The organism is Streptomyces sp. NPDC126510 (genome assembly GCF_040302345.1).
GTDB lineage: Bacteria > Actinomycetota > Actinomycetes > Streptomycetales > Streptomycetaceae > Streptomyces.
In genome coordinates, this window is the sequence record NZ_JBEORR010000051.1 from 12,740 (window position 1) to 35,041 (window position 22,302).

A 22,302-nucleotide genomic window follows, 5' to 3' on the forward strand; every position below is an offset into this window, starting at 1 on the left:
GCCAACGCGAGACCTGCCGGCGCCGGTGCGCGGTTCGCAGGCGGCACACCGCCCGGTTCCGCAGCCGGTCAGGTGTTCGGTGCGCCGTAGACGGTCAACCCGGCCCAGTACTCGGGCCAGGTGTGCCGGTGATCTGGATGCTGTTGCAGGTAGTCGAGTTTGGCGTGACGCAACGCGGCCAGGGCGGTCTCGCCGGCGGCGAGACGGTTCCAGAAGGCGATCATGATCGCGCTGGTGGCCTTGTCGTCGATGTTGTAGAGGCCACCGATGACGGTGGTCGCGCCGCGCAGCATCAATGCCAGGGGAAAGCCTCCGATCTCGATGCCGTCGGGTGCGCTGATTGGGGTGTTGCAGGAGGCCAGTACACACAACCGGGGCACGGTCCAGCTGAGGGCTTGGGCGGCGGTGACCCAGACGGTGTTTCCGTCGGCGTCGCGGAGCTTCTTCGCCTGCCCCCAGCCGTGCTCGTCGGCGCTGCCGTGCACAGCCATCGCGAGCAGAGAATACGGTTGCGCGCCGTCGACGGACATCTCGAGGTCGAGATCCTGGTGTGACTCGACCCGCCGGACTCCGTCGAGGGCGGCGAGCAAGGTGTCGAGCTCGGGCCGGGCGTGGGTGAGAGTGTGGTCGTAGAGGGCCAGCGAGGGGGTCGGGGTCCGCTGTTCGTCGAGTGCCATCAGCGACAGGGCGCTGGTCAGTGAGCCGTGGATGCTGACCAGGGCGTGGTCGAGGACAGCGGTGTCGGCGGTGACTGGGAGGGCGTCGAAAGGGATGTGGAAGAACCCGGTGGGCACGATCATCAGCCGTATCGGTGCTTCCGGATTGGTGGCAGCGAGCAGTTCGATCAACGGCTGCGGCAGCAGCCGAGGGGTGTAGTTCTCCCGCCATTCGAACGTGTCGTCGTCGCCGGGATGCAGGTCGAGGGTCAGCCGGGCGACCTCGACTCGATCGGTGAACTGCTCCGTGGGCCTTCCGGAAATGGAGATGGTGACCCTTCGCAGTAACGGCACCCACTCACCGCCGGAGCCGACTGCGTCGGTACCGCGAGACAGCGGGAGGAGCTGGAGGACGGCGGTGGGGACGGCGGTCAGGCCACGGCGGTCAAGAACAGCGGTGGCGGTGGCGGTGTAGAGATGGGACGAGTCGGCCAGAGCCGACAGGGGGCCGAGGACCGATTCGGCGGCCTTGACTGCGGCGGCCCGATCGACGGCGATCTCGTTGGATCGGCCCCGCAGCCCTCGCCCGTTCTCCTTCCCTTTGGTGTCCTCGTCGGGGTTCGTGCCGCTCAAGTCGACGGTGGCAGAGCCGGCGTCCTGCACGGCCAGTGCCGCGGCCCGGATGTTGGTGTCGACGTCGCGGTTGCGGGCCAACTCGGCCAGAAGCAGGCCCACCCGGTCCCGCCGGACGGCTTCCATGATCAGGTCGGCCGCCTCGTGATCGCCCAGGGTGACAGCCAGATCAGCCGCGTCGGTGAACAAGGCGGCGAACTTTTCCGCGATCCGGCGGCGGTCGATGGTGGTGGCGATGGTGAGCATCAGTTCGGTGACGCACCCGATCCCGCGTAGAAGCCGTCGCAATCGTTCGGTCTGTTCATCCGGTGTGGTCTCGGCCACCGCGCGGGCAGCGGCCATCCACGCGGTCGCCTCCGATTCCGGGGCCAGGCTCACTCCCTCGATACGTAGCATCTCCGTGGCGGTGAGGGCTTCGGTCTCGACCCGCACCCAGTCGATGTCGATGCCTGTGGCGGCGGCGCGCCACCACCACTCCGCTGACAGGCCAAGGGTTTTCGCGTGGGCGACGTAACTCGTTCCTAGATCGAACTCGGCGAGCCGTTCGTCGAGGCGATGACGTACCTCGTCGCTGCCGGCCACCCCATGCCGGACTGCGGAGGTGAGCGCATTCTGGGCCGTTGCCCATTGGTAGGCATTGCGGCTCGCGGTCAGCAGGTCCGTGGTCAACTCGACGGTCGGGGCGTCACCCGACATCAAGGCCAACCGTGCTCGACCGTAGAGAAGCGAGCTGACACCATTTCCGGCGAAACCATCCCACGCCGCTTCCGCCACATCCAGGAGGCCTTCCGCGTAGGCCCTGATCTGTGGATCCACGGCGGTGTCACCCGATCGGACGTAGCCGGAGGTGATGGCCCAGGCAATGTTCCCCAGCCAGGTGATCGCGGCCTTCGAGTTGAGCTGACGGTAGTGCGCCACGCAACCCATCAATTCCTCGATCGACGGCTGCCCCTCGAACATTATCCCGAGATCGTCCTTCAGACGGTTCTGCAGCCGTTGATAGCGGAACTCCTGTGCTCGGCTGAAGTCCTGGAACAGGTCCGCGTTCGCGCTCGCCTGGGTATTGGCATGACGCCGGGCAGTCGAGGACTGCGGGTACTGCGCCGCCAGGTCCCTGGACTTCTTCTCCATCCGCAGTACGGCGTGCACGTCTCGACTGCGGCGGTGCAGATGCCCTTCCAACAGCCAGGTATAGGTGAAATTGGTTGGGTCGGCATCGGCGTATCGGCGGGCGTGTTCGCGGGCAATCTCGACCTGCCGCATCGAATGCTCGACGAGGCTGACGTCGCGGTACGCGTTGCAGAGCAACTCTGCGCGTTTGAATCCGATCTTCTCGACGAGGAAGTCACCCAGAAACGGTGCTTCGCGGAGGATTCGAGGTCGTACCTCGTCGCCGACGATCTGGCGGTCACCCGGCTGAATGTGTGTCAGGGCAGCGATGGCGTCGTGCGGCTGATTCACCCTGCGGAGGTATCGGGCGAGTTGGATTTCCACGATGGCCCGATCGACAGGGTCGCCGTGGTCGCCGAGTTCGGTGAGTGCATGCCGGCAGTTTTCGACAGCCTGGATGATTTCACCTCCGGGCGCGACAGCGGTGACCACCTTCTGCTGCGGGAATCGCAGGAGTTGCGTCCACGCCAGCGCCCGTCGCACGTGCGATCGCGCCGTGTGGGACACGGAGGTGAGGTCGAGCAGCAGTTGTGCGGCGGAGCGGACGATGCTCTTACTCGGGACGCCGGGCGGGAACCCGCCGACGCGACGTTCGTGGATCGACTCCGGGGACAGTGCCAGGGCCGCGGCGATGATCGCGGTCAGCAGGGATTCGGCGCGGTCGGGATCGGTGCCCGTGCGGGCCTGGTCGAGTACCTCCCCCCAGGTGGCGCCAGGCGCGGCGTCGATGCTCACGCGGGGCCGGCCAGCACCGAGAGGGTGAGCACCGGGTGGGTGGCTTCGATGCTCGCAGGCAGGATCGCCTTGCCGGACAGCTCGGCCAGACCCATCTGCGCGGCGGCCTCACCACGATCGACCTGGTACAGCGGAATCCGGATGCGGGCACCGTCGCCGTAGTCGATCACCGCGAGGAGCGTGATACCTGGGTCAGGGGTGCTGCGCAGCGGCAACGTCACGCTCACCGCGGTCCCGTCCGCCACCGGGGTATCGGATACAGTCAGCGACAGTGGGCCGACCGCGTCGACGCCGAGGATCGCGGTGACCAGGTCGGGGTCGGTCACCCGCACCTTCCATAGCCGGCCCTCGTCGGCGGTCGCGGCCGCGCGGGTCGAGGACACCAGTCCAAGTTCGGCGGTCCAGGTCGCCAGGACATCGGCGAGGGTGTCGTCGTCGATCCGGGCGTCCCCGATGGCCTCCTGTGCCTCGACGATCGCGCTGGCCCGGGTGAAAGCTCGCTCGGTCATCGCCAGCAGTTCCTCGTCGGAAGGCATCAGAGTGTGGTCGGGGTCGTCGGCGTGCAGCTCGGCGTCGATCAGCGCCAGCAACGCCTCGGCCTCGGCAGCCAGACGTCCGGGGTCGTTGTCGAAGTTCGTCATCGTTGTCTCTTCCTACTTTTTAGAGGGTGGGGGCGTCGGGTGCGGTCGACGGTCGATTCGGGGCCAGCTCAGCCAAGGCGGCCTGCAGTCGGGTCTTGAGCCACGAGCTGAGCTTCTTGACCTTTGACAGGCTCAATCCGGTAACGGCGGCGACCTGCTCGAGGGGCCGGAGGTCACCGTCGTCGAGGTCAAGCAGGGCCCACAGGTGGGGGCGCTGTTCAGCGTCGGGGTAGGAGTCGATCACGACTCCGATGTGGACACGGATCTCGGTGGAGAACACCACTCCCTCGGCGACGTCGCGGGTGACGTGGTCGGACGAGAGGTCGTCGAGGGCGATTTCGAAGCCGGTGTTGACCCCCAGAACAGCCTTCTGTGTCTGCCGCCGCCGATACAGGTCGATGTGCCGATTGGTCAGCACGCGCGTGAGGAAGGCCCGTCCGTTGACCGGTCGGGTGAAGGTGTATCCGATGAGCTTTACGTATGCGTCCTGGGCGAGGTCCTCGGCGTCGGCCCGGTTGCCGCGGGTCAGCTTGAGCGCGTGCGTCATCGCGAAGGCGAGGAGGTCCCTCTGCGGCTCTCCGACGAGTTCGATGTAGGCGCGGTCGATCTGCGAATGCTTCCCCGTCCGGGGAAGCACTCGGGGGAAACCTGACGTCGGGTCTGGCTGATGGGGGTCGTCCATGTATCCGCTCCTCCGTACGCCCACGCTGTTTCTGCGGGGTCTGTGTTCGATGTCGGTCGCTTGCGTGGTGTGTCAGTAGTGACGGATGAATTATGAACTCGGTTCGCCGTGTGCATGCCGATTCACCGGCACTGCCCCTGGCTCTCCAGGTATTGACGACTGATGCCACGTTCGGGTTCGCGACGGGGATGGTGCGTAAGAGCGGTTGCTGCGGTGTGCAGCACGGGCGGACCGGTGCACGGCCCGGGCCGGTCGCACCCCGCAACAGAGTGCGACCGGCCCCGGCGTCCGGGGGTCTTACTGCCGGGTCAGCACTTGTAGCCGGTGTAACCCTGGTTCTCCCAGGGGCGGACGGACATCAGAAACGCGGAGCACCAGCCGCGGTTGGCGTACTGGCGGGCGATCAGCTGGTGGCCCTTGGCCAGCGCGGTGTAGCTGACGTTGATCTGCCAGGGCAGGCCACCGGGGAGCTTCGGGGCGCGGCCGTTGCCCAAGTCTCGGGTCTCCTGCTTGTCGAGGTAGATGACGCAGCGGCCGTCACCGCAGCGGGGGGTCGCCGCCGAGGCGGTGCCGGTGGCGGCGAGGGTGGCGCCGAGTAGCACCGCGACGGCGATGGTGGCGAGGGTGATCCGCTTGACGATGGTGGCCCACAGGGTGGGTGCCGCGGTCTGTGCGGTGGCGGTGGTGGTCATGGTCTCTCCTGCCGGTGGGGCCTGCTGTTGGCGGGCCGTACATGCAGTGGTGACGAGTGACGGTGCCGTGCGGTTCGCGCAGCGGGAAGCCCACCGCCGTCATGAACACCGATCCGTGCGCATCCTGCGCTGAGCGACACCCGTTGCGCGCCTTGGTGCGATCTGTGTCAGAGGCTGCCTCCGGCAGCGGGAGTCCGTCGGCATCGCCTGACCGAGGTTCCCGCAGACGGATCACCCCGCGCGGTCCGCGAACCTCAATCGAACCCTCACTCGTCCTTTCCTGCATGGGCGACGAGGACGAACGGGGAGAACAGCGATGACCAAACGCAGCCGTGAATGGGACACCGTGATCAAGGCGATCGCTACCGCAGGGTGGTCGTACCGGCCTTGCAAGCACGGTCTCTACGTCTACCCGGCGGACCGCGCACTCCGCCCGGTCACCGTGGCCGGCACCCCGGGTGAGTTCCGGTCACTAGCTAACACCCGTGCGCAGCTGCGGCGCGCGGGGCTGGCCGGGATCTGACTGGTTGGTCACCGGTCAGATCCCGAACCCGACCGCCAGCTCGGCCGTCAACATCGACGACGGCCTTCGGTCGTCGCCCGGGGACAGCCCGGGGACAGCCCGGCCCCGCGTCATTCGACCGCGCAGCGGGGTTTCCACCGTCTACACCCCGCCTTCCGTCGAACGCGGCACGAGAGAGGACAAAACCCGTATGATCCCCATGTTCCATTATCGGATCGCCGATCCTGGTAGTGACGATTTCAACCAGTGGAAAAAAATCCGGACCCAGTTGTACCTCGAGGCCGGGTTCATCGAGTCCGACAGCATAAATCCAGGCATCGGAGTGTTCACCGACGAGTACGACGAACACTCAATCCACCTGTTGGCCTCCGACGCCGCCGGCCAGCCCGTGGGGTGCTGCCGGATGATCGAAGGCGGGATGAACACCCTTCAGGTCACCACGCAGTTCGACCTCCAGGTACCCCACTACTCCTGTGAAATCTCTGGAACAGCGGTGTTCGAGCCATTCCGCAAGACGTTCGCGACACTCGGCTTCTACCGCGCCCTCATGCATCTCGCAGAAGAACGTGGTTACGAGTACGCCTACATGGAGGTCGAGGAACCGTTCCTGGCCGCGCTTGAGGTCCTCGGACTTCCGGTGGAAGTCGTCTCGGAACCGCGGTGGGTATACAACACCTACAACGTGGCCGCGCTCGTCAGAGTCAGTAGCATCGCCGCATCCCTGACCGAGGCCGATAATGCTCGAGGAGGAACCACATCGTTCGGTGAGTACTTCCGCCGGCCGTTCACCTGGACGCTCGCCTCGCATGACATTCTGCCGCCCGCCCACACCCGCGTTCGTCATGATGTCTGAGTCCCCGCTGTCGCGGAATCGCGGCCTGATCTCGGATTCCGAGCAGAATCGACTTGCCGGGGCACGGGTACTGGTGGCGGGTGTCGGTGGTGTGGGAGGACGGGTCGCTGAGACCCTGACTCGACTCGGAGTCGGAACACTCGTGCTTGCCGACCCGGACACCTTCTCGGTCACCAACCTCAACAGGCAAGCCGCTGCCACGACCGCCACATTGGGCCGAAACAAGGCCGAAGTCGTCGCCGAACTGTGCCGAGGGATCGGCACCGGCGCGATCGTGGAGGTGGTTCGAGAAGGAATCACCCCGGACAATGTCGAGGACTTGGTTGCCTCGTCGGACTTGGTGATCGACGGCACCGACTACACCGTTCCCGATGTGGGGCTTCGGCTGGCTCGAACGGCACGCGGCGCCTCCGTATCTGTCGTTCTGGCCGTCGAGATCGGATTCGGGGTGTGGCACACAGTGATCCCTCCGGACGGAAATCGCTTCGAGCGGCTTCTCGGCTTGGCCCCCACCGTCACCTTTGATGACCTGGCATCGAGACGAGTCAGTGTCCCCCTCTGGCGGTGGGTATTGAGCATTCCCGCCTACATCGGTATGGACGTGCTCGCCCACGTCGAGCAGGGGCACTTGGAAGCGCCCGCTGTGGCTCCGGCCGTCGAACTCTCTGCCGCGGTGGTTTCGACGACAGCCATATCGCTTCTGGTTGGCCGACGCCCGCCGGCATCGGCTCCGCGTGTCCACCACTTCGATGCACGGACAGGCAAGGCGAAGACATTGCGCCCGTCGCGGGTGCGCTTCTATCTTTCTGCGGCCATCGCCTCGATTGGTCGATCGGTCGGCTGAACAAGGCGGTTGTCGTCGTGTTGTTTCGATGCCGGGGACGGCTTTAACTAGTCGAGAGTGATTGGCACACAACAGATCAAGGTCCGCATTTCACCCTTGGGTCTCGATCCATCTGCGGATCGTGACGGGCAGGTCGTCGTCCGTCGTCCGTCGGCGCCTCAGCCGATCGTCGGCGGCGCGAGGGTCAGTGCGGCTACTTCCGTTGCAGGAGTGGGATTTTCGGTCCGTGGTCTCAACCGTTGGAGTGGTGCGGTGGCGGTGACCTGCTCGTCCGGCCGCGGTGGCAGGTGGCGGTAGAGGGTGGATCGGGTTAGCCCGGTTTTGGAGGTAATCTCGGCGGTGGTGGCGCCAGCGTCGCGCAGTTGGAGGGCGTGGGCGAGCTGGGACTCGCTGACCACCGACGGGCGGCCGGTGCGCCGACCCTTCGCTGTCGCCACCGACCTGGCGTGGGCGGCGCGTTCGAGGGTGTAAGTGCGTTCCATCTGCGCGAACAGCGCGAGCAGCACGACGGCGAGTTGGGCCATCGGATCATCCGGGTTGCTCGAGTCGATCCGGATCGGGTCGGCCAGGTTACGGATTCCGACCCCACGCTCTCGCAGGTCGTGGATCAGGTTGAGAGTGTCGCGCACGTTCCGGCCTAGCCGGTCGAGTGTGTGCGTGACGATGACGTCGCCGTCGCGGGCGTACTCAAGTAGTGCGGTCAGCCCGGGGCGGTCGGTGGTGGCGCCGGACTTCTTGTCCACGTAGATATTCGCCGGGTCGATCCCCGCTTTACTGAGGGCGTCGATCTGCCGGTCGAGTTCCTGTTTGGTCGTCGACACCCGCGCATACCCCAACTCCATGCCCGGAGAGTACCGAAAGTTGTTCCCGTCTCGATTTTCCGACACGATGTTTTGGAATTAACTTCTAGGACATCATGAGCTGGGGTGATCCGATCTGGGCCGCCGGCCGCGTGTCCGTCCCAGAACCAAGGAAATGAGACTGTGCGCAGATAGGTTTGCGGCGATTCCTCATGTCGGCGAGATCAGGAAGGATCGGGAAGTTTTCTATGTCAGCCGCAGGACTCTGCGTCGGACGTCGCGGCCAAACTAGAGATGCGGTCATCGCGATATCCGCGCCAATGTCTGCATTTCTGGCAAGGCTCCGCCCCATAGTTTCTCTGCCACTGCGCGAGCTTGTGACTGGTGCAAACCCGCTCCGCCTAGAAGCATTTTGGGTTGGATTCGACTCATTATTCTGAATGTTGTGAGCACTAATAGGTTATGAACAATGTTGTTAGACTTGTGCAATGTTGTATGGTTTTGCTTATGTCTGATGAAAATTTTCTGAAAGTTGCCGAAGCTGCTTCCTACGTGGGAGTTTCCGCGCAGACCCTTCGGCGCTGGGATCGTGATGGAACGCTGAGCGCGGTAAGGCGACCTGGAAGCAATTACCGCTATTACCGCCAAGCTGACCTTGAACCCTTTCGGCTGCAGTACCGACGCGCCGAGGAAGCCGCAGCGAGCGGGGCTGACAGCAGCGTCTTCGCGACAGCGAACGCTGATGTCGAAGCTAACGCATCCCTGCGGGAACCGCAGCGCGAAGCACACCGAGCGGTCCGGGAACATTTCTCGGCCGACAGGAGTCCTGCGATCGTGCAGATTCCGGTCGGCTGCGGAAAGACCGGCATCATGGCCACACTGCCTTTCGGCATAGCCCAAGGGCGAGTCTTGGTAATCACGCCAAACCTTACGATTCGAAAAGGCGTCGCCGACGCCGTCGATGTCACCAGTCCACAATGCTTCTGGACCAAGTTTCGGGTGCTGTCTGACTTCACGGCTGGCCCCTGGATGGCCGTGCTCGACGGACCGAATGCCAACCTCCACGACGCGATCGAAAGCGACTTCGTTGTCTGTAACATCCAGCAGTTGGCGAGTCAAGCCGACCGTTGGCTTCCCCAGTTCCCCGAAGATTTCTTTGACATGATTCTCGTCGACGAAGGTCACCACGCCGCCGCAGAGAGTTGGCAGAAAGTATTCCGTCGGTTTCCCAATGCGAAGGTCGTCAGTCTGACGGCGACACCGTTCCGCTCTGATCAGCAGCAACTCCACGGCGAGATCGTTTACCGTTACCCGTTCACTCGAGCGATGGTCAACGGCTACATCAAGCAGATCCACTCCCGCAACGTCGCGCCGTCGGAAATCTACTTTAACTACTCCGACGATAACCGCCGCCATACTCTCGAAGAAGTCCTTGAGCTGCGAGAAGAGGCGTGGTTCCGCCGTGGCGTTGCGCTTAGCCCCGAATGTAACCGTCACATCGTCGAGACCAGCATCCAGCAATGCGAGCGCATGCGGGCACAAACAGGTATCCAGCATCAAATCATCGCCGCGGCATGCTCAGTCGACCACGCCCGACAAGTTGCCAGCATTTACAACGAGTGCAACTACCGGGCCGCTGAGATTCACTCGGGGATGGACCCCGACAGCCAAGACGCCGTCATCGAACGGCTGCGGCGAGGCCAACTTGACTGCATCGTGCAGGTTCAAATGCTGGGCGAAGGCTTCGATCATCCACGACTTAGCGTCGCAGCCATTTTCAGACCCTTCCGCAGTCTTGCCCCGTACATTCAGTTCGTCGGCCGAGTCATGCGCGTAGTCCAGGAGTCCGCTCCCGAGCATCCTGACAATCAAGGCCACATAGTTTCGCACGTCGGGCTGAACAACGACGCTCGTTGGTCTGAGTTTCGAGAGCTTGACCTTGATGATCAAGCACTCGTTCACTCTTGGGTTGACGGACAGACTGACAACGATGCGGAGGGCGAAAACAGCGGTCCACGCGCCCGCCGGTTCGATGGTGGAATGCTGGTCGACAGCGAGATTCTGACTCGCTTCGTTGAACAGACCTATCTCGACCCCTCCGATGACCGAGTGCTGGACGAGATGCTCGACAAGGACATTGCGCCCGGGCTGAAGTTGGGTGACCTGGTCAGCCGAGACCAGCTCCGTGAACGCCTACTCGCGCAACAGGCAGCTGCAGAAGTGCAAGTTCCGCAATCGATCCCGGTCTCGCCGCAGCGTGCCCGCCAGTCAGCCAAGACCCGTGTCAACGAGCGCACAAAATCAGTTGCCAACCGTGTACTGGCAGATCTGAAGCTGCCACCTCGCGGTCACCAGCTCATGGTCGTGAGTCCGGGTCCGCGACAGCACAATTCCGTCATCGCGATTCGTCGTGTCGCTGCTGCTATCAATCAGGAAATTGGTATGCCCAACGGGACACGCGGTGAATGGTCACACGAACAGATGACCAGCATCTTCGATCGCCTGGACGAAATCGCTGATTCAGTTCGGGATTCACTGAGAATCCAACTCGATCAACGTAACTGAGCCGCAGCGAATAAGCAGATAGGAGTTGAAATGCCCGTCAAATCAGTCCTGCGACACATCCGAGTTGAAACGCCCCGAACAAACCATCAACGTAAATGCGCAGCGCACCGGACTGGCAAGCAGGCGCATTACATACTTGCCGGTGATACCCACCTCGTCATTGTTGAGGACGGCAAGGAGATCAGGTACTGCCCGGGCGCGGCCACTGAGATTCTCGACCGCGCCCGAATAGATCTGGAACTTCTCCGAAAACAACTCAGCGCGCTGGAGTAAGTCGCGTTAACGTATTGACACTCCGCGCTGGGCCGTCGATACCTACCTGGCCGCCCACCAGGATCACCCTCAGACGTGCCACCGTCACCGCGCAGCGCAATACCGGCCGTTCTGGTGTCCTAAATCTGGGTATCTGTTTGCACGAGTGCCGCACCGAGTCTGATCCGCTCGTGCAGCGGAAGGTCAAAGCACAGGCGCCGATAGTGAAAGCGCTGAAGTGCCTTCTAGATCGGTCCGATCCGCGAGATACCGGACCGATCTGAAATTCTCGAGAAAGTACTGATAAAGACCTATTTCTAACAATCTAGATTGTTAGAGACAACGGCTACCGGAGATCGGCACTCGCCTGTTACTGATCTTTCGGCTTCTCCTTATTCGAGCGAGTCGACTACCTTCATGGTCTCGACTGCCACGGTGGTGACACGCTTGATCAGGTCGACGATGTAGGCGGGGTCGTCGTGTTCGTCGCACCAGTCGTTGGGGTCGTTGACGATCCCGGAGGCTTTATCGGTCTTGGCTTGGTAGCGGTCGATGATCCACGCCAGCGCTGAACGCGAGCCGAGCATGTACCGCTCAGCCTCTTCCGGAATCCCTGAGATGGTGACCTTCGGGTTGTAGACGAGCGTGGTGCGGTCGTCTACATTCTTGCCGGTCTCGGGGTCTTTCTTCTTGCCCCACTTCATCTTCGAGACCCGCCACGTCTCACGGTCTTCGGCCGATGAGCCCGTCTTGAGTTGTACGTCAAGGGGATACGGATCGACGCTCTCGTAGCCGACGTGCAGATCTGCCAGGCGACGACCGGCGGAGAGCAACTGCTCGAACCGCTCTCGGGACTCGGGTGTCGGAATGTGCGGGAGCATCTTCTTCAGATCTGACGCGTAAGCCTGGCGATACGCCGGATCGTGCAGCAGGCCGTAGGCATAGAAAAAGATGTCGTCCTTGGTGACCTGGTTGCCAAACGCGTCCCGATAGAGCGCGAGGATTCCGTCAGTGATGTTGTCGATACGGCGGTATCCGTGCTCGTCGACCTGGAGTGTGTCGGAGGAAGCGAGATCGAGCTCGCAGTCCGGAGATTCGTACTTCTCGTAGGTCCAGCGGGGATAGAAGTTGACTGCGCTGATCCCGGCGGCACCGAGGTCCGGTATTGAATCAGTCATGAGGCACATGAACTGCGGAGCAAGGTTTCCTGGATTCGGGATGTAGATTCCGATGTTCCTGTGTTGCGGAGTCGGAAACATCCGGGGCAGCTTGCCTCGCCGATCGTTGAGATCGTCGTCGAAGTACGCGTACTGCTTGCAGAAGGGCCGATAGACGCTAACTCGGCGATGTTCGGACTGATACTGGAGGCGCCGGCCACGCTCAACTTTCGGAATCAACCCTGACGACCAGCTAATTCGCTTGTCGTTGTAGGACACAGTGTCCTTGGCGCCAGACTGAGAGCCGCTCTTCACCGCTTCTTCATAGGCGTCAACCTGCTCGTTGTAGAAGTCGACCGTGCCCTTGATTTTCTCTCCAAGGGCTTCGCGCGAAAATGCGTAAACCCAGGCATCCCTGTTGGTCTTCAATCCACCAGAGTAATCAGCGAAGAAAGTTGTCTCGATTCCCGCGGTCTTCTTGACTGCTATTGGTGTATATGCGCCGAATGCTGCGTTCCTTTGATCGACCCAGTCCCCTTCAGGATTTGGGTTGATACTGGCCCAGTCAATTGTGCTGAGGCTTGCTCCGCCAACAATCGCCAGCTTCTCCTCGCGACTCAGGTAGTCACCGATGTCGCGGTAGTGGATACGGCACGGTCCACTGTGAGAAGGATCCTTCACCGCAATGAGAACCGCAATCGTGGCCTGTGAGCCTTCGCCGAATACCTTGCCTCCCTCCTTTTTCCAGTCGCCGCGCTGGTTTCCTCTCAAGTTGTAGAGGTAGATAGTCGAGTACTCGTCGGCCAGTGACAAGCGAATTCCGTCGGCGGTGTTTCCGTTGATCCACCCTCCATTTGTCACATAGGCGACTACGCCGGAGTCACCGATACGGTCCGTCGCCCACCGGATCGCCCTAATGTACGAGTCGTACAGCTTGCTCTTCAATGTCGCAGTCGACTTCGCCGCGTACGAACTCTGGATGGCGCGGTCGAGCGTGGGATAGGCGCGATTCGCATTGTTTTCGCTGGCATTCGATTGCCCAGCGGAGTACGGCGGGTTTCCGATCACGACGTTGATCGGGGTGGCGTTCTGGCGGATGATGCGATCGTTGTTCTGCGGGAACATCTCGGAGTCGAGGCTGTCACCGTTTTCGGTGATCTGAAAGGTATCGGCGAGGACGATACCCTCGAACGGCATGTATGTTGCGTCGCCGCCCTGATCGACGAGCGCGTGGTACGTGGTTTCGATGTTCACAGCCGCCACATAGTAGGCGAGGAGCGTGATCTCGTTGGCGTGCAACTCGTTCGTGTACTTACGCGCCAAATCTTCGGGGTTGATCAGCCCGGACTGCAGCAACCGCGTCATGAACGTACCGGTTCCCGTGAACGGGTCCAGGACATGCACGTCTTCGTCGGTCAGACCACGCCCGAACGAATCCCGCAAGGCTGCGTCGGCGGCGCGGAGGATGAAGTCGACGATCTCCACCGGCGTGTAGACGATGCCGAGGGCGTCGGACTGCTTCTTGAACCCGATCTTGAAGAATCGCTCATACAGTTCTGCGATGACTTTCTGCTTGCCTTCGGCGCTGGTCACCTCGGTCGCGCGGACGCGGACGGAGGCGTAGAAGCCGTCGAGGCCGGCGGTTTCCGCTTCTAGCCCGGTGTCGTCGAGGGTATCGACCATCGACTGCATCACCCGCGAGACGGGGTTATGGGAGGCGAAGTCGTGCTCTGCGAACAAGGCATCGAATACCGGTTTGGTGATCAGATGCTGCGAAAGCATGCTGATCGCGTCGTCGCGGCTGATCGAATCGTTGAGGTTGTCGCGCAGTCCGGTGAGGAACCGCTCGAACTCCTCGGCGACTGAGGTGTCGGCGCCGGCGAGGAGGGCGTTGATGCGGGTGATCTGCGCGGCGGCGATGTCGGAGACGTCGCCGGCCCAGTCTTCCCAGTAGGCGCGGGTGCCGACCTTGTCGACGATCTTCGCGTAGATCGCTTCCTGCCATTCGGAGAGGGAGAACAACGCCATCTGCGTTGCCATCCCCCCACCGGAGTCTCCGGTGGGGGTGGCACCTTCGGCAGAATCTGCACTGGTGGAAGCGACGTCAGCACTGCTTCCACTGCTACGGCTGCCGTTGTCGAAGCTCTCGCCGACCTCGACGAGGGGTCCGATGCGCCCACCGAGTAGGCGATCGTTGCCCTTACCGTCCTTCTTGTCCGAGGTGGCGTTCAATGCGATGGAGTTGACCATCGCATTGAACCGATCATCATGCGCGCGAAGCGCATTGAGTACCTGCCAGACGACCTTGAACCGGGTGTTGTTCGACAACGCCTCGGACGGGCTGACACCGGCCGGAACCGCAACGGGCAAGATGATGTAGCCGTAATCCTTGCCGTCGGATTTGCGCATCACCCGGCCCACGGACTGCACCACATCGACCTGAGAGTTGCGGGGGTGCAGGAACATCACCGCATCCAACGCCGGTACGTCGACTCCTTCGGAGAGGCAGCGGGCGTTGGTCAGGATCCGGGCTTCCCCCTCTGGCAGGGGGGCTTTGAGCCAGGAGAGTTGCTCGTTGCGTTGTAGCGCATTGAACGTGCCGTCCACATGGTGCACCGAACACGTCAAGTCCAGGTTGGTGGAATCGACAGTGCGCCCGTCATTTTCGCTGCCCTCGAGTAGATCGCGGTAGGCATCGACAACAGTGGGGAACACTTCGGCGACCTGCTTGGACGCGGCGATGTCCTTCGCGAACGCGACCGCGCGGCGCATCGGCGCCGCACCCGGTGCGAAGCCTGTTCCTTCGGGGGTTTCGCCAGCACGCTTGGCCAGTGCATTCCAGCAGCCGATGATCTTCGACGCGTCGTCGAGCCGTAGTTCGCTGTGCACCCCGGCAAGCTGATCCTGCAGCGGCGCTGCCACCAGGGATTCGTCGACGGTCAGCACGATCACTTTGTAATCGGTGAGCAGACCTCGCTCGACGGCCTCACCGAATGAGAGTCGGTGGAACTCGGGACCGTAAACGGTTTCGTCGTCCATCGAGGTGAGCTCGGCGGAATGCTCTTCCGCCTTCTCTTTGACGTCGTCCACGAATATCTTCGGTGTCGCCGTCATGTACAGCCGGCGGGCGGCGTTGAGGAAGTCGGCGTCGTGGACGCGGACGAAGTTCGAATCGTCCTCACCGAACAGCGTGACGCCGGTGGTGCGGTGCGCTTCGTCGCAGATCACCAGATCGAACGGATCCACCCCCAGCTCTTGTGCTTTCGCGACGGTGGGCAGGGACTGGTACGTGGTGAACACCACAGTCAAACCTTTGGCGCGCTTACGGTGCGCCATCTCCGCAGCCAACTTCACCGGATCGGTGGTGACGGGGATCGCGACGTCGTGGATGTTGACGTCTTCGGCCGAGCGGGACACTTTGGTGTCCGAGCACACCGCGAACGCCCGCAGATCCAACTGCGTTTGCGCGGTCCACTCCCGCAGAGTTTGCGAGAGCAGCGAGATCGACGGCACCGCAAACAGAATCCGGGCGTTGCCGCCGTTCTCCAACGCTGCACGTTCGGCAATCTTGAGGGCGGTGAAGGTTTTACCGGTACCGCAGGCCATGATCAGTTTGCCGCGGTCGTTTCCGGCCTCGAAGCCTGCGAAGACGGCGTCGATGGCGGACTGTTGATGCAGGCGGGGTTCGTGACGTTTCGCTTCGGCCAGGTTGACCTGCAGCTCGCCCTGCGGCCAGGCGATGTCCCAGTCGATCGGCGATTCCGCGATCTCGGCCAGCCCGATCCGCTGCACGGGGATTGACTGCCCCTCGAGGGCGTCTTCGGCGTTCTTGCCCCAGCGGTCGGTGGTGGAGATGATGACCCGGTTGGAGAACGGCGTTTTTCCGGATGCGGTGAAGAAGGAGTCGATGTCGCCTTTGGCAAGGGTGTGGGTGGGTTCGTAGAACTTGCACTGAATCGCGGTGAATTCGCCGGTGTCGCGTTCACGGGCGACGAGGTCGATACCGGTGTCGGGCTTGCCCTTGCGGCCCGGCCAGTCGGTCCACCGCCACACCTTCTCGTACTGCTGCGAGAGCAGTGGGTCGAGTTCGAAGTACCGGACCATCAACTGCTCGAACTTCGTGCCCCGCTCCGAATTCGACGGTGCCTGCCGAAACGCCTCGATGACCTCGTGCACTGAACCCATGAACCCAATCCCTCCGCGACAACAAACGTGCTCGGATCATCCTTGCCCACCCCTCAGTCGAGGAACAGCGCAGGTGCTATTTCTTTTCGCACCTAGGAGACGGCGTACGAATCACTAGGTCTCGTAAGGACGGGTGTGAGAGGCAGCGCTCGACGACTACTTGTCCGCGCGACTGAAACGAGTGAGGTTTCTACGGAGACTGTTGGGGATTGGTCGTTCGACACGCATGCTAGATAGCTATTTCTAACAATTTAGATTGTTAGAGTATTGGTTATGACTGTGGTTGCTGTTGTTAATCAGAAGGGTGGGTCTAGCAAGACCACCACCGTGCTCGGGCTTGCCTCAGCAGCGAGCGCCCGCGGGATCGAAACTCTGGTGATCGATCTCGACCCGCAGTGCAACGCGTCAGAGGCGCTCGGTATCGAGTACCCGCTCGCAGGCAAGACCGCCGCGAATTTACTCGCTCAGGAGCTTCGCGGTAGCGCAGCCGATGCGGTGCACACCTCGACGTGGGACCACGTCAGCGTGATCCCCTCGGATCTGGATCTGGCCGACTTGGACGCGGTCTCCGGGCTTGGAGTCGAACAGCGTCTGCGAGCAGCGCTCGACTCCGACGATCTTCGCCAGCGATACCCACTGGTGCTGATCGACTGCCCTCCCAGCGTCGGCAAACTTGTTTCCAATGCTCTCATCGCCGCCGACACTGCACTGATCGCGACTGAACCATCGTTCATGGCTAGCCGTGGAGTGTCGAAGATTCTGGACGCGATAGAGACGATTACCCGCTACTACAACCCCGGCCTCACCGTCTCCGGTGTCCTGCTCGGCAGGGTTCCGGCGCAGGGTCGAGAAGCTACGCATCGGGCCAGCGAAATTCGGGAGGCGTTGGGAGAGATGGTGTTGCCGATGGTGGTCCCCCAACGTGCTGCGGTCGCCGAAGCTACTGGTGACCATCTCCCGGTGCACAGCGTCCGTCCAGCAGTTCATGAGGTGACAGTTGCATTCGACGCGGCTCTGGACCGAGTGCTCTCTACGGTGACCGTCGCATGAGTACCGCCAAGAAGAAGCCATCCGCGTTCGCAACACCACGAGTCACCGAGACCGCTAGACCCCACCCATTTACTCCGCAACTCGCTCGGGAGGTTGCGGCGGCGCCGCCCACACTTCCAAAGGACGCCACGGTGACCGCTTTCGCGACCCGGCTTCCGCCTGATCTGCAGCGAATGGTCAAAACCGCCTGCGCACAGCGAGGGATCCGCATGCAGGACGCTGTGTACGAGGCGCTTTGGCAGTGGCTCAACAACCAAGAAACGCAAGTACAATCATCGTTTCTAACAAAATAACTTTCTAGAGTTTCTTGGTGTAGCCCATACCACGAAGGCGAAGGCACGCAGGTTAGTTTGGTGATCAGTTGGAACTCGCGGTGCACTCGTCTTGAGTAGGCCACCACGTATCAGGGTCTTCTTCTTGTAGCGAGGTAATGATCTACCCGGACCACCTACCTGCGCTGCGGCGTGGCTGGATCGTGGTCGCTAGTTATCGTGAGCTCCCATGTTTCTGCAGGGAGTAGCCGGGTTGCCTCTTTGATAAAGAATTCCCGGTCGTCGGGCTGCGTGAACCGGAAGGTGGCGTGCTTACGAGCTGCCAGCCAGTGATTGACTTTGGTGCCTCCCCAGGCGATCTGTGGGTAGGTTCCTGATTCGCAGTACTGAGCGAGTCCTCTCAGCATGCTCAGGACAGCTTCATCCGTCACCTTCAAGGTGGCGCTGTGCTTGCAGGCTGCGTAGTTAGTGGGGGGCATCTTTCCTCGTCCTTGGTTGAACGGATATTTTGCAGGTTGCAGATTGTTTCTAACAATAAAGCTTTCTAGAAATTTTGAGTTTTGGAGTATTCGATGCCTGGACCAGGATGCAAGCCAGTTTGCTCTCAGTCCTAAGTACAGTCCTACGTAGTGGGGTTAAGAGGATTATCGAACTGTCCGAGCATCCAGTACCGGGCGTTCTGGATCTGCTCGTCGGTGACATCGGCTTCGGAGCTGAGACCATGCAGAGCCGCGGTGATCTCCACGAGAAGGCTGTAGACGTCGCGGGTCTCGGCTTGAGCCATCATCTCGTCTTCTGGGTGTTCGGCGAGTTCACGGTCGAGGAAATTCAGCGCGTAATGAATAGTGCGGATCAGTGCACTCGGATACTGCATCGGCACGGTAGACGCAGCGCGCAAGTGAGCAGGGTTCGGCTGCCACGGGGGACCGCTCAGGTCAGCAGGCGTCACGGACCGGGTTTTCCTTCTCTTCGATTTTGCGGGCGTCATGCAGTATCCGCCCGACGGCTCCGATGGTGATGTCCATTTCCTCGGCGATGTCCCGGTATTTCATGCCTTGGTTTCGTAGTGACACCACGCGGTCACGGCGGACCTTGGCGCGCTCGAGGAACTCATCCCGTGGTTCGGCGATGAGGCGTCGAGCGGTTCGCTCGGAAGACCCCAGGCGTTCCGCGAGTTCTCGTGCAGTGATGGTTCGACGTTGCTTGGCTCGTGCTCCACCTTGGCTCATAGCGCGTACTCCATTGCTGTGGCGAGATCGAACTTCGTGGCTCGTTTCCGGTTTGCTTCGATCTTTGCAGGTGTCATGACCTTGCCACCTTTACGTCCGAGGTGAGCTTGGCGTGCGCGGTAGGCGGCTTCGTCGAAGTTGCGCCAGATCCATTTACCGATGGAGTACGCGGTCGCCCGAACCTCGACGAAGGGCAGGGGATCGGCGAACTCGGTGTTGACGGCGTGGCAGTGCTGCAGGACAAGACGTAGCCACTGATCGGCGGTGCCGTTCCGGTGATGCCACCACTGGGGGTAGGCCCATTTGCGGGCGGTGTCGAACATGGTGACGTTGCGGCCGAGGCCGGCCGCGCGATCGGGGCGGCGGGGTGCCTGGCGGGGGGTGTGGATGGTGGCCAGTTGCCGCAGCGTGTACGGAGTGGACGGTCCGTAGATGGTTTCCCAGTCGGGGTGAATGGGGTTTTTGGTGAGTTGCCCGCCGTAGGCGAAGTCGCCGCCGACGGAGACCTTGAGCCCGGTCTCGATGCGGTGCGCGTAACGAATGGGGGTCAAGCGGGCGGAGTCGGTGCGGCAGACGTGGTTGGGTCCGAGCCACCAGCCGAGGTGCGCGCGTCCGGAGGGGGACTGGGCGACCCAGTTCGGGGCGGGATGGTCCGAGGGTTTCTCGAAGGCTCGCATCGCCGCATCTGGATGGTCGCAGTCGATGACGATCGAGCCGAGCAGTGCGTGGGGGGAGTGCTCGACGTAACGCATCGTCAGGGCGTCGTCGCGGTGCATCCGGTACTGGCCACGCTCGAGGTAGTTCGTCGCGTAGGGGCGGTGTGGGAGGAGTACCTCGTCAGCCCACTGCGTGTCATTGAGTAACAGTGCCCCCGAGGTGTCCATGGGGACAGCGTGCCGCATCACGATCACTATTCAGGTCGGACACGCCGAGCCATATAGAAAATTATTCGGGTGGGACGTGCCAAGCCATATCAGGTATCCCGGCCCCCCACCCAAAATCCGCGCGCTTGGCCTCCTGCTGGAAAGCTACGTCTACGGAATTTCCCTGACCGGGTCTGGAGAGCATCCGTCTATCGAAGTGGAGCTGCTGAATGTTCGATCTTGCACCGTACGTGGAGTCGTGGATGGAACGACTCGGTAAAGAGCGGCCTCTGTTCCACTCGGAGAGCGACTTCCAGCTTGCGCTGGCAACGGTGATGGCGGATGAGGTGGAGCAGGTTCGGTTGGAGAAGAAGGTGGCCGTCAGTGAGCGGGTGGGCGGACGGTCTCGGCTGGCGGTCGATGTGCTCGGGCGGCTCGGTGGTCGTCGTATCGCGTTGGAGCTGAAGTACCCGAAGAAGCGTCTGCTGGCGGACGTCGACGGTGAGGTGTTCGAGCTTTCTTCTTCGGGGGCGCCGGATCTCGATACGGCGGCAACCTGGCGGGACGCTCAACGCGTCGAACGGCTCATTCTCGACGGAAGTGTCGAGGCCGGGGCTTCTCTGACGTTGACGAACTACCCGTTTTGGAGTGAGCGGAATTCCACGGTGCGCTCGCAGGCGCACGAGTTCCGGTTGTGGGAGGGCCGTCGTGTCGAACCCGGATCGTTGCAGTGGCAGCTCAAGAACGACCGGGTCGGGGAGAGCTTGGGGTTCGAATCGGGGTATCGGTGTTCGTGGCGGGACTACGGCGGTACGCAGTCCTTCGGACTCAGGTATCTGCTTCTGCAACCTTCACTGCGGCGGCAGACGTAGGGAGGGGTGATCAGCGATCTGCACGGACACTGATCGACCCGGTCAATCCGGTGGTCTCGTTTCGCATCGTCACGTGGAGGCATCGCCACAGCGGGGTGGGTGGAAAGTTTTTCGGTGTCGGGTGTCAGTGCCGACTTTTTCCGGTGCTGCGCTGCAGTGCCCGCCGCTGTTGACGAGACAAGGCAGCGGCGGCTCCGTTTTTCGGTGTCGCCTCGGCCGCCGGCGCACGGGTGCGCCGGATGTAATCGGCCAGGAGCGGTGCGAGTTCGACGGCGGCGTCGTGCATGGGGCCGGGGAGTTGACGGTCGATGCTGCGGGGGCCGAGGTTGGCGGTGACCACACGCAGGACGCGGGCGATCAGTTCGGGGGAGTGGGTGACGTGCAGGAGCGCGTCGGCGGGGTCGAACGTCTCGGATGCGGCGCCGGGTCTTTCGGTCGGCTGCACGGGTGGGGCCGAGGGTGCGACGGTCTCCGTCTGCCGGATCACGCGCATTCCGACGACGCCGGCGCGGGCTGCTTTGCGGGCGTTGTGCGCATCGCGTCGGCATTGATCCGAGCACCACACCCGCGGCCGTCCTCGTGTCGGTGGGCTGATCGCGCGGTGACACCACGGGCAGATTCCCCGTGCGCCGCCCTCCTCGAGCAGAGCACCTCGAGCAGAGCAAGATATTGCAAAACCCCGTGGTTTTGGATTCCGCCCGTGCGGTCGGGTGCGCGAGCGGTCGCGCCGAACTCCGCGGGGGAGGCAACGGAGCAAGATAGAAACTTAGGTGCCCTAAGTCGGCTACCGCGGCCTGCCGGCCGCGTCCCGGTGTCCGGGGCGCTGCGCTGGGCAACGAGAAACCGACACCTCGATAACCGTCGACCAGAGAGCTGGCTACGGTCGCTCACGCGCAGAGCAGCTCGACAGAATCTGCCGGTGAATCGGTCACGCGTCGTTTCCGGCATCACATCCGCGCCCGCCCAGCGCGGGGTTTCTGTTGCGAAGCCGCGAGACGCTCCGGCGTGCTCGTGCCGGTGTTCTTCGATTGGGGCCGCCGAGGGTCTCGGCTATGTGCCGGTCTCGATCCAGCAGATGGCGATGTCGGGCGGTGCCGGCTTCCCGATCACCTCGAGGTAGTCGAGGACCATCGCGCGGGCGCGGTCGAGATCGCGGGTTCGGTAGGTCTGGGTCGGGGTGCTGTATCCCTCGATGTGGAGCACCAACCCCGGCGCCCGGGTGCCGGCGCGCCACCACAGTCGGCGCGATTCCCATCGACTGACTTTCACCCGAATTTCTTGCACGCCTTCGAGCATCGCAGCACCTGCCGACAACGACCTACTCCCTGAAAGGGTCCATGGCAACGCGCGTCGCTGTCCGTGACGACCTCACCCAGATATTTCAGACACACCTCTTGCTGAATTTCAGACTGCGGGGGCGTACTTTCGTGCGACGAAATGTTTTTCAGGCGGCGGACGCCGTTCCGGACCTCGGCACCAGGCGATGAACCTGCCGGGCTCGGGTGCCGTTCCCGGCTTACCTCCCCAGTTCTCGACGCCTTCTCATCGCCCGCGCTGCTCTCCTGGCCGTGCTCGCTCGTCACGCGCTTCTGCCCACATCTACCGATCTCTACCGATCTCTACCGCCC

18 protein-coding genes are annotated in these 22,302 nt (G+C 62.4%); 6 read left to right on the top strand and 12 right to left on the bottom strand.

Annotated elements, in window-relative coordinates; genetic code table 11:
- Positions 1-68 precede the first annotated feature (68 nt).
- The 4 genes from ABTX60_RS40365 to ABTX60_RS40380 all read right to left on the bottom strand — a co-directional run bounded on the left by ABTX60_RS40365 (position 69) and on the right by ABTX60_RS40380 (position 5,209).
- The gene (locus ABTX60_RS40365; RefSeq protein ID WP_125053151.1) at positions 69-3,194 is read right to left on the bottom strand and encodes a CHAT domain-containing protein; all 3,126 of its coding nucleotides are present in this window, start codon (positions 3,192-3,194) and stop codon (positions 69-71) included.
- Positions 3,191-3,835 (bottom strand): hypothetical protein, encoded by a 645-nt coding sequence (locus ABTX60_RS40370; protein ID WP_073513676.1) that lies wholly within the window; start codon positions 3,833-3,835, stop codon positions 3,191-3,193. The genes ABTX60_RS40365 and ABTX60_RS40370 overlap by 4 nt, the downstream gene beginning before the upstream one ends.
- A gap of 19 nt (positions 3,836-3,854) precedes the next feature.
- Positions 3,855-4,517, bottom strand: coding sequence for an RNA polymerase sigma factor (locus ABTX60_RS40375; protein ID WP_125053153.1), 663 nt, complete (start codon positions 4,515-4,517; stop codon positions 3,855-3,857).
- Between the two features lie 308 nt (positions 4,518-4,825).
- Entirely contained in the window at positions 4,826-5,209 is a 384-nt protein-coding gene (locus tag ABTX60_RS40380) for a hypothetical protein (protein ID WP_073513678.1), read from the bottom strand.
- 316 nt (positions 5,210-5,525) lie between these two features.
- Here ABTX60_RS40380 and ABTX60_RS40385 point away from each other — a divergent pair, with 316 nt between their 5' ends.
- From ABTX60_RS40385 to ABTX60_RS40395, 3 genes are read left to right on the top strand one after another with little or no spacing between them, the layout of a single operon-like run.
- Positions 5,526-5,732 (top strand): hypothetical protein, encoded by a 207-nt coding sequence (locus ABTX60_RS40385; RefSeq protein ID WP_073513679.1) that lies wholly within the window; start codon positions 5,526-5,528, stop codon positions 5,730-5,732.
- 4 nt (positions 5,733-5,736) lie between these two features.
- The gene (locus ABTX60_RS40390) at positions 5,737-6,585 is read left to right on the top strand and encodes a lysophospholipid acyltransferase family protein (protein ID WP_350834927.1); all 849 of its coding nucleotides are present in this window, start codon (positions 5,737-5,739) and stop codon (positions 6,583-6,585) included.
- The gene (locus tag ABTX60_RS40395) at positions 6,578-7,429 is read left to right on the top strand and encodes a ThiF family adenylyltransferase (protein WP_073513681.1); all 852 of its coding nucleotides are present in this window, start codon (positions 6,578-6,580) and stop codon (positions 7,427-7,429) included. Before ABTX60_RS40390 ends, ABTX60_RS40395 begins: the two co-directional genes overlap by 8 nt.
- A gap of 158 nt (positions 7,430-7,587) precedes the next feature.
- On the opposite strand, the gene ABTX60_RS40400 is transcribed toward ABTX60_RS40395, so the two are convergent.
- Positions 7,588-8,271, bottom strand: a complete 684-nt coding sequence (locus ABTX60_RS40400) for a recombinase family protein (protein WP_081377648.1) — start codon at positions 8,269-8,271, stop codon at positions 7,588-7,590.
- Between the two features lie 465 nt (positions 8,272-8,736).
- Between ABTX60_RS40400 and ABTX60_RS40405 the strand changes: the two genes are divergently transcribed.
- A complete protein-coding gene (locus ABTX60_RS40405; protein ID WP_178377376.1) occupies positions 8,737-10,794 on the top strand; it encodes a DEAD/DEAH box helicase in 2,058 nt (685 codons plus the stop codon).
- Positions 10,795-10,836: 42 nt separating this feature from the next.
- Here the strand turns inward: ABTX60_RS40405 and ABTX60_RS40410 are convergent, their stop codons facing one another.
- Positions 10,837-11,049 (bottom strand): hypothetical protein, encoded by a 213-nt coding sequence (locus ABTX60_RS40410; protein WP_143173140.1) that lies wholly within the window; start codon positions 11,047-11,049, stop codon positions 10,837-10,839.
- Between the two features lie 389 nt (positions 11,050-11,438).
- Complete coding sequence (locus tag ABTX60_RS40415) at positions 11,439-16,388, bottom strand: DEAD/DEAH box helicase (RefSeq protein WP_350834930.1); 4,950 nt, start codon at positions 16,386-16,388, stop codon at positions 11,439-11,441.
- Between the two features lie 273 nt (positions 16,389-16,661).
- On the opposite strand from ABTX60_RS40415, the gene ABTX60_RS40420 reads away from it, so the two are divergent.
- Positions 16,662-17,438, top strand: coding sequence for a ParA family protein (locus ABTX60_RS40420; RefSeq protein WP_064114095.1), 777 nt, complete (start codon positions 16,662-16,664; stop codon positions 17,436-17,438).
- A gap of 894 nt (positions 17,439-18,332) precedes the next feature.
- Here the strand turns inward: ABTX60_RS40420 and ABTX60_RS40425 are convergent.
- Genes ABTX60_RS40425 through ABTX60_RS40435 form a run of 3 tightly spaced genes read right to left on the bottom strand, consistent with a single transcriptional unit; the run spans position 18,333 to position 19,823 of the window.
- Positions 18,333-18,659 carry a hypothetical protein gene (locus ABTX60_RS40425; RefSeq protein WP_064114092.1) on the bottom strand — a complete coding sequence of 109 codons (327 nt, stop codon included), beginning with the start codon at positions 18,657-18,659 and terminating at the stop codon, positions 18,333-18,335.
- Positions 18,646-18,939, bottom strand: a complete 294-nt coding sequence (locus ABTX60_RS40430) for a sigma factor-like helix-turn-helix DNA-binding protein (protein ID WP_064114091.1) — start codon at positions 18,937-18,939, stop codon at positions 18,646-18,648. Before ABTX60_RS40430 ends, ABTX60_RS40425 begins: the two co-directional genes overlap by 14 nt.
- Positions 18,936-19,823: a replication initiation protein gene (locus ABTX60_RS40435; protein ID WP_064114090.1), complete on the bottom strand. Its 888-nt coding sequence runs from the start codon at positions 19,821-19,823 to the stop codon at positions 18,936-18,938. The genes ABTX60_RS40430 and ABTX60_RS40435 overlap by 4 nt, the downstream gene beginning before the upstream one ends.
- 242 nt (positions 19,824-20,065) lie before the next feature.
- Here ABTX60_RS40435 and ABTX60_RS40440 point away from each other — a divergent pair, with 242 nt between their 5' ends.
- Positions 20,066-20,674: a hypothetical protein gene (locus ABTX60_RS40440; RefSeq protein ID WP_351944446.1), complete on the top strand. Its 609-nt coding sequence runs from the start codon at positions 20,066-20,068 to the stop codon at positions 20,672-20,674.
- Positions 20,675-20,798: 124 nt separating this feature from the next.
- On the opposite strand, the gene ABTX60_RS40445 is transcribed toward ABTX60_RS40440, so the two are convergent.
- Positions 20,799-21,161, bottom strand: coding sequence for a hypothetical protein (locus ABTX60_RS40445; RefSeq protein WP_350834933.1), 363 nt, complete (start codon positions 21,159-21,161; stop codon positions 20,799-20,801).
- Positions 21,162-21,724: 563 nt separating this feature from the next.
- Positions 21,725-21,970, bottom strand: coding sequence for a hypothetical protein (locus ABTX60_RS40450; protein ID WP_064113952.1), 246 nt, complete (start codon positions 21,968-21,970; stop codon positions 21,725-21,727).
- Between the last annotated feature and the right edge of the window lie 332 nt (positions 21,971-22,302).